Source organism: Lysobacter sp. Root690 (assembly GCF_001427785.1).
In the GTDB taxonomy this organism is placed as follows: Bacteria; Pseudomonadota; Gammaproteobacteria; order Xanthomonadales; family Xanthomonadaceae; genus Lysobacter.
On record NZ_LMHM01000001.1, the window covers coordinates 375,525 to 388,564 of the forward strand.

Below are 13,040 nucleotides of genomic sequence, written 5' to 3' on the forward strand. Positions count from 1 at the left end.
CGCGCCGGCCTGCGTCCTTACCGCGCGGACCGGAGCAGAATGCCATGCCCGGCAGGCACATTCGACCGCGGCCGGCCGCACTTTCCGCATCGGCACGCGCGTGGCTTGACCTGAAGCGGGCTTGAGGTCCTATGCTCGCCTGCCCCGATACCGCGCGAACCGCTTCGCGAAGGACCGCATGTCCGCCACGCCACCGCGGGTTCCACCCGCCGCCGAGCCAGCCGCCGTCGACCCGCACGCGGCCGAGCCAGGCGCTGCCGTCGACTCCGCCGCCGAGGTCACACCGCTCGCGCGCGCCGCCGGCCATCGCGGCGATTGGTCGGTGCTGACCTCGCTCGCGCCGTACCTGCGCCCCTACCTGGGCCGGATCGCGATCGCCCTGGCGATGGTGTTCGCGGCCAAGCTGCTGAATCTGTACGTGCCGATGGCGCTCAAGCAGCTCATCGACCGGCTCAACGTGCCGCTGACCCCGCTGCTGCTGCCGGTCGGCCTGTTGCTGTCCTACGGCGCCGCGCGCATCGGCGTGACCTTGTTCACCGAGCTGCGCCAAGTCGTGTTCGCGCGGGTGATGGCGCGCACCTCGCGCCAGGTGACGCTGCAGGTGTTCCAGCATCTGCACGGGCTGAGCCTGAAGTTCCACCTCGCCCGCCGCACCGGCGGCGTCGCCCGCGATGTCGAGCGCGGCGGCAGCGCGATCGCCGACCTGCTGGACTGGACCATCTACACGATCATTCCGGTACTGCTCGAAGTGGCCATGGTCACCACCGTGCTGGTGTGGATCTACGACTGGCGTTTCGCCGCGATCGCGATCGCGACTCTGCTGCTGTACGGGCTGTGGACGTTCTCGGTGACCGAGTGGCGCACGCGTTACTACCGCGCCCAGGTCGAGGCCGACACCCACGCCAACGAACGCGCGGTCGACTCGCTGCTCAATTACGAAACGGTCAAATACTTCAACAACGAAGACCACGAGGCGCGGCGCTACGACGACAACCTACGCCAGTTGGAGAACGCCCAGGTCATCTCGATCAAGACCCTGGCCGTGCTCAACCTAGGCCAGAGCCTGGTGGTCGCGCTCGGCGTCACCGCGATGATGTGGCTGGCCGCGCGCGGCGTGGCCCGCGGCGAGATGACGGTCGGCGACCTGGTCCTGGTCAACGCCTATCTGCTACAGCTGTCGGCGCCATTGTTCATGCTCGGCATGATGTATCGCGAAGTGAAGCAGGCGCTGACCAATATGGAGCGGCTGTTCGGCCTGCTCGACGAGCGCCAGGACGTGCGCGACGCGCCGGATGCGCAGACGCTGGCGTCGGCGCGGCCGCGGGTCGCGTTCCGCAACGTGCGCTTCGGCTACGACCCGCGCCGCGAAATCCTGCAGGGCATCGACTTCGACATCCCGGCCGGTGCCACCGTGGCCGTGGTCGGCCATTCGGGCTCGGGCAAATCAACTCTGGCGCGGCTGCTGTACCGCTTCTACGACGTCGACTCCGGCGCGATCGAAATCGAAGGCCACGACCTGCGCGCGTTGACACAATCCTCGCTGCGCGGCGCGATCGGCATCGTTCCGCAGGACACCGTGCTGTTCAACGACAGCATCGGCTACAACATCCGCTACGGCCGGCCCGAGGCCGACGACGCCCAAGTCGAAGCCGCCGCGCGCGCCGCGCATATCCACGACTTCATCGTCGGCCTGCCCGACGGCTACGACACGCCGGTCGGCGAACGCGGGCTCAAGCTGTCGGGCGGCGAAAAACAGCGCGTGGCGATCGCGCGCGCGCTGCTCAAGAACCCGTCGATCCTGATCTTCGACGAAGCCACCTCGGCCCTGGATTCAAAATCCGAACGCGCGATCCAGTCCGAACTCGACCGGCTCGCGGTCGGCCGCACCACGTTGGTGATCGCGCATCGGCTGTCGACGGTGATGGACGCCGACCAGATCCTGGTGATGGACGCCGGCCGCATCCTCGAACGCGGCACCCATTCGCAGTTGCTGGCGAAAAATGGCGTGTACGCGCAGATGTGGGATTTGCAGCAGCGGCAAGCCGACGAAGTCGTTGTGTAGTCACACGCCATCGCGATCTCTCGGCAACGTCGCAAGCGATGTGTCGCGGTCGCGGCTCGCGCCGCTCCTACAGTCGGATACCGTCCGCCGCGGAGTCCCATGCAACCCCCTGTAGGAGCGGCGCAAGCCGCGACCGCGACATCCCGGCAACGACGCAACCCGTGCGCAGCAATCGCAATTAGCAACCGACGAAAATCCCGCGCAACGTCACCGCCACGATCGACCAGCGATCACGCGCATCAGCTTGCCGCTGGCGCTTCCCAGATCATGTACACATCCGCCCGCTGGTAATGCGAGCCCGGACGCGGCGCCGGATGATGGCGAAAGCCGACGCTTTCGTACAACTTCAGCGCAGGCCCCAGCCGATGGCTCGACTCCAGAAACAACTCGCGCCCACCCATGTCCTGGAACGCGGCGATCGCCCCGGCCATCAGCTTGCGGCCGATGCCGCCGCCGCGTAGACCGGGCTCGACCGCCATCTTGGTCAGTTCGACCAGGCCGTCGTCGTAACGCAGCAAGGCCACCGTGCCGAGCGCGCGGTCGGCCTCGTCGACCGCGAACAGCACGCGACCGCCGCCGGCGAGCAGATGGGTTTCCGGATCGTTGAGCACTTCGCGATCGATCGGCTCGACCACGAACCAGCGCTCCAGCCATTCGATGTTGAGACGGGCGAAATCGCCGCGCCAGCGCGGCTGGAAATCGACGATGCGGACGTTACCGACGATTTCGATCGGCGGCGTGTCGGAGGGGGAGGCGGAATCGTTCATGGCCCGATGATAGCCGCGCCGAGCGCGGCTGGCCGCAGTACCAAAGTCGCAGGCGAAAAAGGCCGGTCGCGGCCTCGGCCCGCGGCACTGCTTCGGCGGACGAAAGCGCATCGCCCGATTCGTGCCGACCTGTCCGGAAGCACCCCAAGCACGTCGGCAGGAAGCCGAGGCCGAAACACAAACGGCGGCCTCGCGGCCGCCGTATTCATCGCGAAATTCGCCCGTGCGACTCAGTCGCGCCTGGCCTCGCCGGTGGTCGGCTTGCCTTGGCGTTTGGCCGTGCCCTCGCCCGCTGCGCGGCTTTTCGCAGCCGCGCCTTTGGCCTTGGCCGAATCGGCCTTACCCTTCTCCGACTTCGCCTTCTCGTCTTTGCCCTTGTCGGCCTTGGCCGCGGCCGGCGGCTTCGGCGGCGGATAATCGCGGTACGGCCGGTTGGGGAAATCGCGGTGCAACTCGGTATCGATAGTGATCGGCCGGCCCCAGCGATCGTAGGTCGGCACGAAACCGCGCTTGAGCCGATGGAATTCGGCCGAGCCCGGCTTCACGCCCAGGCGCTGCGCGACCTCGCCCCAGCCCTGGCCATGCTCGCGATCCCATTCGTCGACCACGTAACGGCACGGCCGGCCCAGCACCTGCGCGATCGCGCAGGCGTAATACACGTCGCCCGGCGTCCAACCACGTCGATCGAGCAGATCGCCGATCAGTTCGCGCGGCGCGCCGTAGTAACGCACCATCTCGTCGACGAAGGGTTCGCGATAACGCGTGGCGTAGCGGCTGATGTCGCCGAGCCACGCGTCCACCCAGACATCGCCGCTGCGCGGGTCCCAGCCCGCCGGCAGGTCCTGCGCCTGCGCCGGCGTGCCGAGCAGCGCGGCGACCGACGCGGCCAAGGCGAAGAAACGGGTCTTGAGCTTGTCGGTCATGGCGGGCTCCTGGGACGGTCCGGCGCGAGTCGCGCTCCGGGTCGTCTAGAACGTTGGGACCGGCCGGTCCGGATCAAAGCGCGGCGCGCATCGCTATTCATTCGGCAGCCACGTCGATACCGCGCGTGGCCGTTACCACGAGGGCGGCGGTCGCGGCGATCAGGTCGCGACCGCGCCGGCGTTGCCTCATCGCGAAATGGTGAACTTGCCGAACGCCACGCCGAGGTCCCAGCCCTGACCAGTACCGGCCAGCGCCAGCGACACATCGCCCTTGGTCATGACCTGCGCCTTGCTCGACTTCGACGCGCCGGCGTGGGCTTCGGCGGTGGCGTAACTGCCCAGGGTGTCGTTGAGGTTGTGGACGCCGGCGAATTCGCCGGTGCCGTGATCGATGCGCGACTTGCCCACGGTCAGGCCGCCGCCCTTGGCGCTGATCTTCACCGACGCACTCTGGCCATTGCTGCAACTGATGGTGCCGCGGCCGGACGAGGTCTTGTAGAACACCGACCAGCCCGACATGGAGAATTTGAGTTTGCAGGTGATGGTGTCACGCGCCGATGCGGCGCCCGGCAAGGCGATCGCGGCCAGCAACACCGCGGCCAGGATCATGCGGCGCGGACGACGGGCGGATGGGACGGCGGATGCGGTGACGGAACGCATGGCGGACCTCGGGGCGAAATCGTTCGAGTGGAATCGTTCGGGTGGAATCGGGGGACGCGCCACCACGGCGACGGGAAGCGGCAGGCTACCATCCGGCGCCGCGCAAGGGACCCGGCGATCACGAGATCCGGCGATACCGACGCAGCCATCCGGGCATTCCAGGCGCTGCCGGCCGCAAGCGCAGACGGCGCCCTCGGGCGCCGTCGTACACATACCCCTAAGGGGTCAGCAATCAGTCGTCGTGACGATCGCGCCAGCGGCCGTTGTCGTGGCGACCACGATGGTCGTCGCGATCGTGACGGTCGTAGCGGTCGTAGCGACGGTAATCGTCGCGACGGTCGCGGCGCGCATCGTAATAAGTCACGCGGCACTTGCCGTGGCGGTTGCAATCGCGATCGTAATAGCGATTGTTGTTGTAACCGTTGTTGTAGCCGTAATAGCGCGGCGGCGGGGCCGGGCGATAGCCGACGTAACGCGGGACGTTGCGGTAATAGGTCGGGCGGCCCCAGCGGTCGTTGACCACCACCAGCCGGTCGGCGTAGCCGTAATTGCCGTAACGGTAGTACGGGGTGTTGTTGCGCACGATGACGTCGGCGATGTCGACGATCACGCGAGCCAGCTGATCATCGGCGCGGGCCGGCGCCGGCACCATCGCCACCGCGCCCAAACCCAGGGCGAGTACGACGGGGGCAAGCCAGCGGGACAGGGCAATCATGTCGGTCTCCTGAGAAGCCTGCATCGTCGGCAGGCACGCTGCGACTGTGAGCCCGCGACAGTGAACCGGTTTTTAATGATTCGGGCCCGCGCCGAAGCCGCTCAGCCGGCGTTGCCATGGCCAACGCCGGCATAGGGCCGGCGCACGGCCTACACGCGACCGGCGTCGACCCGAGCGCGCGGCCTCAGGCCGCAGCGACCCGCGCCAGCTCGCGCACCGCCTGAGGCAGTTCGGCGGCCTGGTCGACCCGGCGCAGCCGCGGCGCGTCGGCGGCGATCTCGGCCTCGTTCTCGTGCGCCCAGGTGGTGTGGTACGGGATGTGGATGCCCCAACCGCCGAGCGCGAGCACCGGCGCGATGTCCGAGCGCAGCGAATTGCCGATCATCACGAAGCGCTGGGCCGGCAGATCGAATACGCGCAGCAGCCGCGCATAGGTCTGGGTGTCTTTCTCGCTGACGATCTCGATGCGCTGGAACAGGTCGGCCAGGCCGCACTGCCGGACCTTGGCTTCCTGATGGAACAGATCGCCCTTGGTGATCAGCACCACCTCGAACTCGGCGGCGATCTGCGCCACCGCCTCGGGGATGCCCGGCAGCATTTCGACCGGATGCCGCAGCAGGTCCTTGCCCAGCTCGACGATGCGGTGCAGATCGGCGGCGCTGATGCGTTCGCCGGTGATCTCGACCGCGGCCTCGATCATCGACAGGACCATGCCCTTGACGCCATAGCCGAAGATGCCGATGTTGCGTTTCTCGATCTCGTACAGGCGCTCGTGCAAGCGCGCATCGCGCAGGTCGACATAGCCGCCGACGATGCGTTCGAAATCGAGCTGGGCCTGATCGAAGTAGTCCTGACTGCGCCAGAGGGTGTCGTCGGCATCGAAACCGATCATGCGGATACGCGAATCCGCCACGGGGGTACGGGAGTTCATGGGCGGCATTATGCGCCCGCGCGCATTGCAGTGGTTGCCGGGTTGGCGCTGGAACCACCCGCCGATCAACGACACCGCACCTCCTGGCGTCACTCCGAGCCGGGTTCCCCCCTTTGCAAAAGGGGGGCCAGGGGGATTCGCTTTTGCCTTTGCTGTTGCCCTTACCGCAAAAGGCAACCACCCAAACGAATCGTCCGCACACATCGTCAGCCCCTACCGACAAGCCCCCTGACGGCGCAAACAAAAAAAGAGGGCGGCCTAAGCCGCCCTCCCCACAACGCAGGTACAACCTACACCCCAAGGGCGCGGCCGGAATCAGCCGCCCTTCTTGCTGCCGCCGCTGGACTGGACCTTGGCGACGTAATTCTTGTATTCGTCCGGTGTCAGCGAACCATTGGCGTCGGAATCGGCCTGATCGAACACCTGACCCAGCGCCGGCACGGCGGAGGCTTCGGTCTTGCTCAGATTGCCGTCCTTGTCGCCGTCGACGTCGGACCAGCTCTTCTTCTGCGGCGCGGCCGCGGTGGCCTGCGCGTCGGTCGCCGCGCCAGCATCCTGGGCGCCAGTGGCCGGAGTCGCCGCTTCGGTCGGCGGCGCCTGTTCGGCGGTTTGCGCGAACGCCATCGGGGCGGACAGCGAAGCAACCAGAGCCAACGTACCGATCAGCGACTTGCGGTTGGTGAAGTTCATGAGTCGTGTCTCCTGGAATGAGTGTGCTGTGCTGCGCGGTGCGAGCCGTCGATCGGCGTCGCTTGTTGCGCAGGGCGCTTACCGCACGGCCCCAACCTTGCCGCCGCGCGTCTGAACAAAACCGCGGACGCGGGTGTTAAAGCTACGTTCGCTTAACCACACGGCGCGGCACAGGCGCTAGGACGACGGCGCGGCGCGGGCCGAAAACGCGGTAAAACGTGACATGCGGCGAGATTCCGCGATTGCCTCGCGCGGGAGATTTGCCTGAACGGAACACAACCTTTACGAATCGAGCTGTCAACGAGGTGATCGGCTTGAGTCCGGCGGACGGCCGGATGATTCGATGTGAGCAATCGCGGCTATCCGCAACCAGACCGCCAAACGCGAGGCGCTTCGCGCAACGTGCCCGTCGTGCGCCAGCATTGCGGGCCGGCGCTTGCCGTTGTTATCGCGAGCGATGGCTCCGCCCCCGAAGCTGTAGACCGACGCGACACGGCCGGCCGCCGGCTCCAGCGCATGCATTCAGACGATGCGTCGCACGCCCAAGGCCGCGGCTCGATCGCTAGGCACCGAGCACGGACAAACGCACCTCATGTCGCGAATACCCGGGCGCCGCGACTCGCAGACAGCATTCGGCCTCGTGTTGCAGAGCGGTGCGATCCGCGGCCCGCGGCCGCTTGAAGGTTTCGACCATCAGCGTCGCGGTATCGCCTTCGCGCTGCAGCTTCCACACCCCGGCGACGAAGCCGTCGATCAACACCGTCGCGGCGACCAGACCGTTACGGCTGAAGATCGCCGCGCGCAAGTTCTCGTCGAAGATGCGGGAGCGATCGCGATGCGCCAGCAACACGTTGTCGAACTCCGGCAACAAACGCACCGGCGCCACCGTGTCGGGCGCGGGCCTGGGCGCATCGGGCAGATCGAACAACTCGATGCCGGTCTCGTCGAGAAACACACGCAGGCGCGGACGCAGGCGTTGCAGGCGCTCGCGCGTGCCGGTCAGGCCCGACCATGCGCTCGCATCGCGCGCGCTGGCCGGACCGAACGCGGCCAGATAGCGCAGCAGCATCGCATCAGCGGCGTCTTCGTCGGCGGCCTGCGCGATCGGCGTGCCCAGCCAAGCGTGCGCGACGGCGAAGGTCGCGGCCTGATGCGAATCCCACACCCCGGCCGGCGGCACATGCACCAGCAGTTCGACGCTGCGCACCAGCTTCGCCAACTCGGCGGTGTCGTGCGACGGCCAGCGCGCCCGCAAGGCCTCGCCGAGCGCGGTCGCACTGAGCGGACCCGCGCGCAGCGCGTCGATGCCGGCTTCGCGCAATTCGTCCAGCTCCAGGCCGCGCAAGGCCTTGGCATGCGCGGTTTGCAAGGACAAACGCTGCAGCACCGGCTGCAATACCGGACGCAGCGCGCGGTAGTCGTCGGCGCTGACCAGATGCAAGGTGCCGCGCATCATGGTCGCGCGCACGACCCGGCGCGCGCGCATGGCCTGGGTCAGATCGTCGAGCGCGAATTCGCGCAGCCGCGTCCACAGGCCGAGGTACGGCGGATTCGGCGCCTGCGCCTGCAAGCCGACCAATTGTTCGATCATCGCCAGCGGCGAGGCCGCGCTGCGTTCCAGCAGCGATTGCCGCGCCAGCAATGCGCGATTGAGCGTGCGCGTGTCGAGCCGTTCGGGACGGATGCTGATTGATCCACGCGCTGCGGGCGGCGTCACGGTCAATGCAGTCTCGTTCGGCGCGTGGCTATCGCCGCGACGGACGCGGTGGAGCGTCGCGCAGTGTTGATGCTGACAACTGCGTGGATCACGCTTCGTCCTCGGCGTAGACATCGACCCGCGGCTCGCCGTCGTCGTCGACGCTGACCGCGACCACGATCGGCCGGCAGCACACCTGGCAGTCTTCGATATAACGCTGATCGCCGGCGGAATCGTCGACGATCAACTCGATCGGCTCGCCGCAATAGGGACAGTCAACTTCGACACTGGGCAACATCGCGCGCCTCGCGGGGCCGGCAGGAATGGGCTACAGCTTAGCGCTCCGCCAATGGCCGCGATGTTCTTCCAGGGTCTGCTCGGTACGCCTGGCGCCTGCAACGCCATGGGCTCGCGGGCGGCCCAGCCGGGCGCGGGCATGCCTGCGGATTATGCCGGCAGCACGGGCTGCCGTCCGACCACGCCGAACACCGGCCCATCGCAGGCACAGAACGCGCCGAATCCGAGCACGGTCGAATCACAAGGCGCACGGGTCTCCATTGGAAGACGACGCTGCCGTTCAAGGGCGCAGACTCGGAAACGTCGATGGCGCGGACGGTTTTGTTCCCAGGCCGATGCGAATCCCACCCACGTTCATTGCTATTGAATTGCGATAGGCTCGCGCCCTATCTCACCTCGAAGGATCGACCGTGATTACGCGCAATCTCATTGCATGTGGCCTGTTGCTGGCAAGCGCGTCGTGGGCCGCAGTGGCGCAGGCCGAGCAGGGTTGTCCCGACGGCCAGGCGCCGATCGGCCGGCAACCCGGTCCGATCTGCGTGCCGCAGCCCGGTTACGGTGTCGGCGGGCCGAGTCCGATCCAGCAGCAGCCCAACGTGAGGCAGCCGCGTTGGCTCGATCGCTGGGGCGCTATCGCCATCGATGGCGTCGCCCAGAAGATGGGGACGGCGGCGGACAAGAGCAGCAGTCGCGACGCGAAGAACGCAGCTCTCAAGGATTGTCAGACTCGCGGCGGATCCGCGCAGGAATGCAAAAAGACGCTGTTGGTTTACCGCAACGGTTGCGCCGCCGTCGCGTTGGGCGCCGATTTCGTGGCGACCAGCAGCGCCGGCAGTATCGAAGAGGCTTCGGAACGCGCGCAGAAGGACTGCAACGCGAACTCGACCAACTGCGAGGTGTTGTACACCCCTTGCAGTTTCGCGGTGCTGGTCGACTGAAGAGTGGCGCGATGCGGGGACGTCCATTGATGTTTCTCACGCCTTACCGAGGCTGGCCGAGTGTCCGCGTCCGAGGATCTGCGGCAGCGCAGCAATGACTGTGCGGGCCACTCAAGCAACGCGCCCCATCACCGCCGACTAACCCGATCCGGCACATGCTCGGCGCAGGGCCCGGACTGGCCGTTGGACCCGGTCCGGTGCGATCCGCGTCGTCCGCCGACGCGGTCAAGCGGCGCTCGCTGTCCGCTCGCGAGCGCCCGGGAGACCGTCATGAAAACTCGCCACGTATTCAGCACACCCGATCTCGTCACCGCCCAGGCCACGATGGACGCGGCGCGCGAAGCCGGCGTGGACGACCGCGATATTCTGCTGATCGCGCGTTCGGATATCGAACTGACTTCGATCCCCAACGAGCGCAAGGAAGCCGACACCGACCTGATGCCGGCGGCCGTGCGCGGCGCGGGCTACGGCAGCGCGGCCGGGTTGCTCGCCGGATTGGCCGCGGTGGTGATCGCACCGATCGGCCTGACCCTCGCCGGCGCCGCGGCCGCGACGGTGGCCGGCGGCCTGGTCGGATGCTGGGCCTCGGCGTTGATGGGTTCGGCCCTGCCCGATCCGATCCGGCGCAAGTTCGATGGCTTGATCCAGCAAGGCCGCATCCTGGTGATCATCGACGGCGATCGCGATCTGCTCGCACAGGCCGAGGCGCGGGTGCTCGCCAACACCACCGACGTGGACGTGCTGCCGTTCGATGCGCTCAGCGCGATGGCTTGAAGCACGATGATTTAAAGCCGCGATGGTTTAAAGCCGCGACGACCGGAAGCCGCCGGGCCCACGCGGCGCGATATGCAGATCGTGTGCCGCTCATGCGACTGTGCATACGCAACCGGCACAAACGCATCCATGCTGCATCGCGCCGTGCGAAACGCATGCGCGCGATCGTGAGAACTGCGTCGTGTTCCGCGCACGGCGCGCTTACGATTTCCTAGCGCGAACACCCCATTGCCCGCGTGATCGCGGTTGCGAATCGCGGCAGCGTCGACGCCTGCGCCGCGAACTGCCGAACCGGTCGCAAGACCGCTGCGGCTTCGATGGCACTCTCGGCCGGCCTCAACCCCACGCCATCGATTTCCGGAGAAACGCAGATGACACGTTCGACGCTCTCCATCGTGTGCTCCACCGCGCTGCTGGCCGCGTTCGCCGCGCCGGCGGCGGCCAGGCCCGACACCGCCGCGCAGGACAACGACACCGCCGACGCCAGCGCCCAGGCGGTCAAGGCCAATCCGTTCACCGCGACCGAAGTCGCGCGCTTCAACGAACCCTGGGCGATGACGTTTCTGCCCAACGGCCGGTTGCTGGTGACCGAAAAGCGCGGTGTGCTGAAGGTACTGACCATCGGCGGCACCGCGCAGACCATCACCGGCGTACCGGCGGTGGCCTACGGCGGTCAGGGCGGCTTCGGCGATGTGGTCTTGCATCCGCAGTACGCGACCAACGGCTTGGTCTACATCAGCTACGCCGAGAAAGGCAGCGTCAGCGGCACCGCCGGCGCGACGGTCGCGCGCGCCAAGCTCACCCTCACCAGCAGCGGCGGCTCGCTGAGCAACCTGCAGGTGCTGTGGCGCCAGCCGAAACTCAGCGGCAGCAATCACTACGGTCATCGCCTCGCGTTCGGACCGGACCGCAAGCTGTGGATCACCTCCAGCGAACGGCAGAAGTTCGATCCGGCACAGGATCTGAATTCGCCGCTGGGCAAGGTGATCCGGCTCAACGACGACGGCACCGTGCCGACCGACAATCCGTTCTACAGCCGCGGCGGCGTCGCCGCGACGGTGTGGTCGTACGGCCACCGCAACCTGCTCGGCATCGCCTTCGACGCGCAGAGCAAGCTGTGGATCCACGAGATGGGCCCGAAGGGCGGCGACGAACTCAACCTGATCGAGCGCGGCTCCAACTACGGTTGGCCGCTGGTGTCGCAGGGCGATCACTACGACGGCACGCCGATCCCGCGCCACAGCACGCGCCCGGACCTCAACGCGCCCGAAGCGTGGTGGAACCCGGTGATCGCGCCGGCTGGTTTCGTGATCTATTCGGGAACGCGTTTCCCGGCCTGGAACGGCAGCGGCCTGATCGGCGGTTTGGCCTCGCAGGCCTTGGTGCGGGTGCGCTTCAACGGCAACACCGCGGCCGAGGCCGAGCGTTATCCGATGGGCAAGCGCATTCGCGAAGTCGAGCAAGGCCCCAACGGCGATGTGTGGCTGTTGGAGGATGGGGCTAATGCGCGGTTGTTGCGGCTCACGCCTATTTGAGGAATGAGTGAAGAGGAGTGAGTAGAGGCGGTAACGCGCATCTGCCAGTCTCATCGAGCAAAAAGCGGGCTTCGGCCCGCTTTTTTCATGCCTCGCCTTTTCATCTACTAGTTACTCACTCCTTTCAACTCGTTCCCGCTTTCCCGCCCTTACTCGTTCCTCACTCCTCTCAACTCACTCCTCTGAACGCTTCACTGCGCAGCCTTCAACACCGGCTTCCGCGTCCCCATCGCCAACTGATAACGCTGATGCAGCGCCTGCACCTTGGCGATGTATTCCTGGGTTTCGCGATAAGGCGGTACGCCGCCATAGCGGGTGACCGTGCCGATGCCCGCGTTGTAGGCCGCCGCGACCAGCATCAGGTCGTTGTTGTAGCGGCGCATCAGCGACTTGAGATGACGCGCGCCGGCATTGATCGATTCGGCCGAAGAAAACGGATCCACCACGCCGTATTCCTTGGCGGTGTCCGGCATCAGCTGCATCACGCCCTGCGCGCCCTTGCTCGATACCGCTTTTTCGTTGAAGCCGCTTTCGGCGTGCGCGATCGCGCGCAGCCATGCATCGTCGATGCCGTTGGCCTTGGCGGCGCTGCTGAACTGCTTGGGGAATTTGTCCAGCTGCGGCTTGCCGACCGTGCCCAGGCCCGGATGCGCCGGCTCGCCCGGCGGGGTCTCGACGGTGAAGCCCATCACCCGCACCGAACCGGGCAGCTTGCGCGTGCTGTAGACGGTCTTGCCGTCCTGCTGGCGCTCGTAGAGATTGCCGTTGATCACGCCCATCTCGCCCCACAGGTTGGGCAGCTTGACCGCGTTGTCGTCGATCTCGCGCGCGGTGCAGCGCGAACCGGGCTCCGGCGCGGTCGCCAGGCTGACCGTGCCGTCGCGCACGCAGCGGTACACGGTGCGCGCCTGCGCGCCGGCCGTCAGCGCCAACAGCAGCGTGGCGACGACGAGGCGCGGGACATAGCGGGACGGACGCGCGTTCATGGGGCGCGATTCTAGGGCCATGCACGCCCCACGCCAGCGCCACAGGTCAGGGGCCCGGCGCGGCGT

General features: G+C 67.0%; 13 protein-coding genes. 4 read left to right on the forward strand and 9 right to left on the reverse strand.

Features of this window, described 5'->3' with window-relative positions; genetic code table 11:
* Positions 1-178: 178 nt before the first annotated feature.
* Positions 179-2,062: an ABC transporter ATP-binding protein/permease gene (locus tag ASD86_RS01580; RefSeq protein ID WP_056106138.1), complete on the forward strand. Its 1,884-nt coding sequence runs from the start codon at positions 179-181 to the stop codon at positions 2,060-2,062.
* A gap of 239 nt (positions 2,063-2,301) precedes the next feature.
* Here the strand turns inward: ASD86_RS01580 and ASD86_RS01585 are convergent, their stop codons facing one another.
* From ASD86_RS01585 to ASD86_RS01620, 8 genes are all read right to left on the reverse strand, one after another.
* Entirely contained in the window at positions 2,302-2,829 is a 528-nt protein-coding gene (locus tag ASD86_RS01585) for a GNAT family N-acetyltransferase (RefSeq protein ID WP_056106140.1), read from the reverse strand.
* A 230-nt stretch (positions 2,830-3,059) separates the two neighbouring features.
* Positions 3,060-3,752 carry a hypothetical protein gene (locus ASD86_RS01590; protein ID WP_056106142.1) on the reverse strand — a complete coding sequence of 231 codons (693 nt, stop codon included), beginning with the start codon at positions 3,750-3,752 and terminating at the stop codon, positions 3,060-3,062.
* Positions 3,753-3,938: 186 nt separating this feature from the next.
* The gene (locus ASD86_RS01595) at positions 3,939-4,412 is read right to left on the reverse strand and encodes a hypothetical protein (protein ID WP_157475992.1); all 474 of its coding nucleotides are present in this window, start codon (positions 4,410-4,412) and stop codon (positions 3,939-3,941) included.
* Between the two features lie 232 nt (positions 4,413-4,644).
* The gene (locus ASD86_RS01600; protein WP_157475994.1) at positions 4,645-5,127 is read right to left on the reverse strand and encodes a hypothetical protein; all 483 of its coding nucleotides are present in this window, start codon (positions 5,125-5,127) and stop codon (positions 4,645-4,647) included.
* A 184-nt stretch (positions 5,128-5,311) separates the two neighbouring features.
* Positions 5,312-6,058 (reverse strand): HAD family hydrolase, encoded by a 747-nt coding sequence (locus ASD86_RS01605; RefSeq protein WP_056106149.1) that lies wholly within the window; start codon positions 6,056-6,058, stop codon positions 5,312-5,314.
* 315 nt (positions 6,059-6,373) lie between these two features.
* Positions 6,374-6,748 (reverse strand): hypothetical protein, encoded by a 375-nt coding sequence (locus tag ASD86_RS01610; protein ID WP_056106151.1) that lies wholly within the window; start codon positions 6,746-6,748, stop codon positions 6,374-6,376.
* A 562-nt stretch (positions 6,749-7,310) separates the two neighbouring features.
* The gene (locus tag ASD86_RS01615) at positions 7,311-8,465 is read right to left on the reverse strand and encodes a winged helix DNA-binding domain-containing protein (RefSeq protein WP_200957153.1); all 1,155 of its coding nucleotides are present in this window, start codon (positions 8,463-8,465) and stop codon (positions 7,311-7,313) included.
* A gap of 88 nt (positions 8,466-8,553) precedes the next feature.
* Positions 8,554-8,742 carry a CPXCG motif-containing cysteine-rich protein gene (locus ASD86_RS01620; protein ID WP_046657918.1) on the reverse strand — a complete coding sequence of 63 codons (189 nt, stop codon included), beginning with the start codon at positions 8,740-8,742 and terminating at the stop codon, positions 8,554-8,556.
* 409 nt (positions 8,743-9,151) lie between these two features.
* On the opposite strand from ASD86_RS01620, the gene ASD86_RS01625 reads away from it, so the two are divergent.
* From ASD86_RS01625 to ASD86_RS01635, 3 genes are all read left to right on the forward strand, one after another.
* Positions 9,152-9,679, forward strand: a complete 528-nt coding sequence (locus ASD86_RS01625) for a DUF4189 domain-containing protein (protein WP_157475996.1) — start codon at positions 9,152-9,154, stop codon at positions 9,677-9,679.
* A gap of 270 nt (positions 9,680-9,949) precedes the next feature.
* Positions 9,950-10,453: a hypothetical protein gene (locus tag ASD86_RS01630; RefSeq protein WP_056106155.1), complete on the forward strand. Its 504-nt coding sequence runs from the start codon at positions 9,950-9,952 to the stop codon at positions 10,451-10,453.
* A gap of 371 nt (positions 10,454-10,824) precedes the next feature.
* On the forward strand, positions 10,825-11,988 hold the full coding sequence (locus tag ASD86_RS01635) for a PQQ-dependent sugar dehydrogenase (protein ID WP_056106157.1): 1,164 nt from the start codon (positions 10,825-10,827) through the stop codon (positions 11,986-11,988).
* Between the two features lie 191 nt (positions 11,989-12,179).
* On the opposite strand, the gene ASD86_RS01640 is transcribed toward ASD86_RS01635, so the two are convergent.
* Positions 12,180-12,974, reverse strand: coding sequence for a lytic transglycosylase domain-containing protein (locus tag ASD86_RS01640; protein WP_056106160.1), 795 nt, complete (start codon positions 12,972-12,974; stop codon positions 12,180-12,182).
* Between the last annotated feature and the right edge of the window lie 66 nt (positions 12,975-13,040).

Excerpts from the sequence above, each read along its gene's own strand:
- ASD86_RS01605 (WP_056106149.1), bottom strand. The coding sequence starts at position 6,058 with ATGAACTCCCGTACCCCCGTGGCGGATTCGCGTATCCGCATGATCGGT.
- ASD86_RS01635 (WP_056106157.1), top strand. The coding sequence starts at position 10,825 with ATGACACGTTCGACGCTCTCCATCGTGTGCTCCACCGCGCTGCTGGCC.
- ASD86_RS01585 (WP_056106140.1), bottom strand. The coding sequence starts at position 2,829 with ATGAACGATTCCGCCTCCCCCTCCGACACGCCGCCGATCGAAATCGTC.
- ASD86_RS01590 (WP_056106142.1), bottom strand. The coding sequence starts at position 3,752 with ATGACCGACAAGCTCAAGACCCGTTTCTTCGCCTTGGCCGCGTCGGTC.
- ASD86_RS01580 (WP_056106138.1), top strand. The coding sequence starts at position 179 with ATGTCCGCCACGCCACCGCGGGTTCCACCCGCCGCCGAGCCAGCCGCC.
- ASD86_RS01640 (WP_056106160.1), bottom strand. The coding sequence starts at position 12,974 with ATGAACGCGCGTCCGTCCCGCTATGTCCCGCGCCTCGTCGTCGCCACG.
- ASD86_RS01620 (WP_046657918.1), bottom strand. The coding sequence starts at position 8,742 with ATGTTGCCCAGTGTCGAAGTTGACTGTCCCTATTGCGGCGAGCCGATC.
- ASD86_RS01630 (WP_056106155.1), top strand. The coding sequence starts at position 9,950 with ATGAAAACTCGCCACGTATTCAGCACACCCGATCTCGTCACCGCCCAG.
- ASD86_RS01595 (WP_157475992.1), bottom strand. The coding sequence starts at position 4,412 with ATGCGTTCCGTCACCGCATCCGCCGTCCCATCCGCCCGTCGTCCGCGC.
- ASD86_RS01600 (WP_157475994.1), bottom strand. The coding sequence starts at position 5,127 with ATGATTGCCCTGTCCCGCTGGCTTGCCCCCGTCGTACTCGCCCTGGGT.
- ASD86_RS01610 (WP_056106151.1), bottom strand. The coding sequence starts at position 6,748 with ATGAACTTCACCAACCGCAAGTCGCTGATCGGTACGTTGGCTCTGGTT.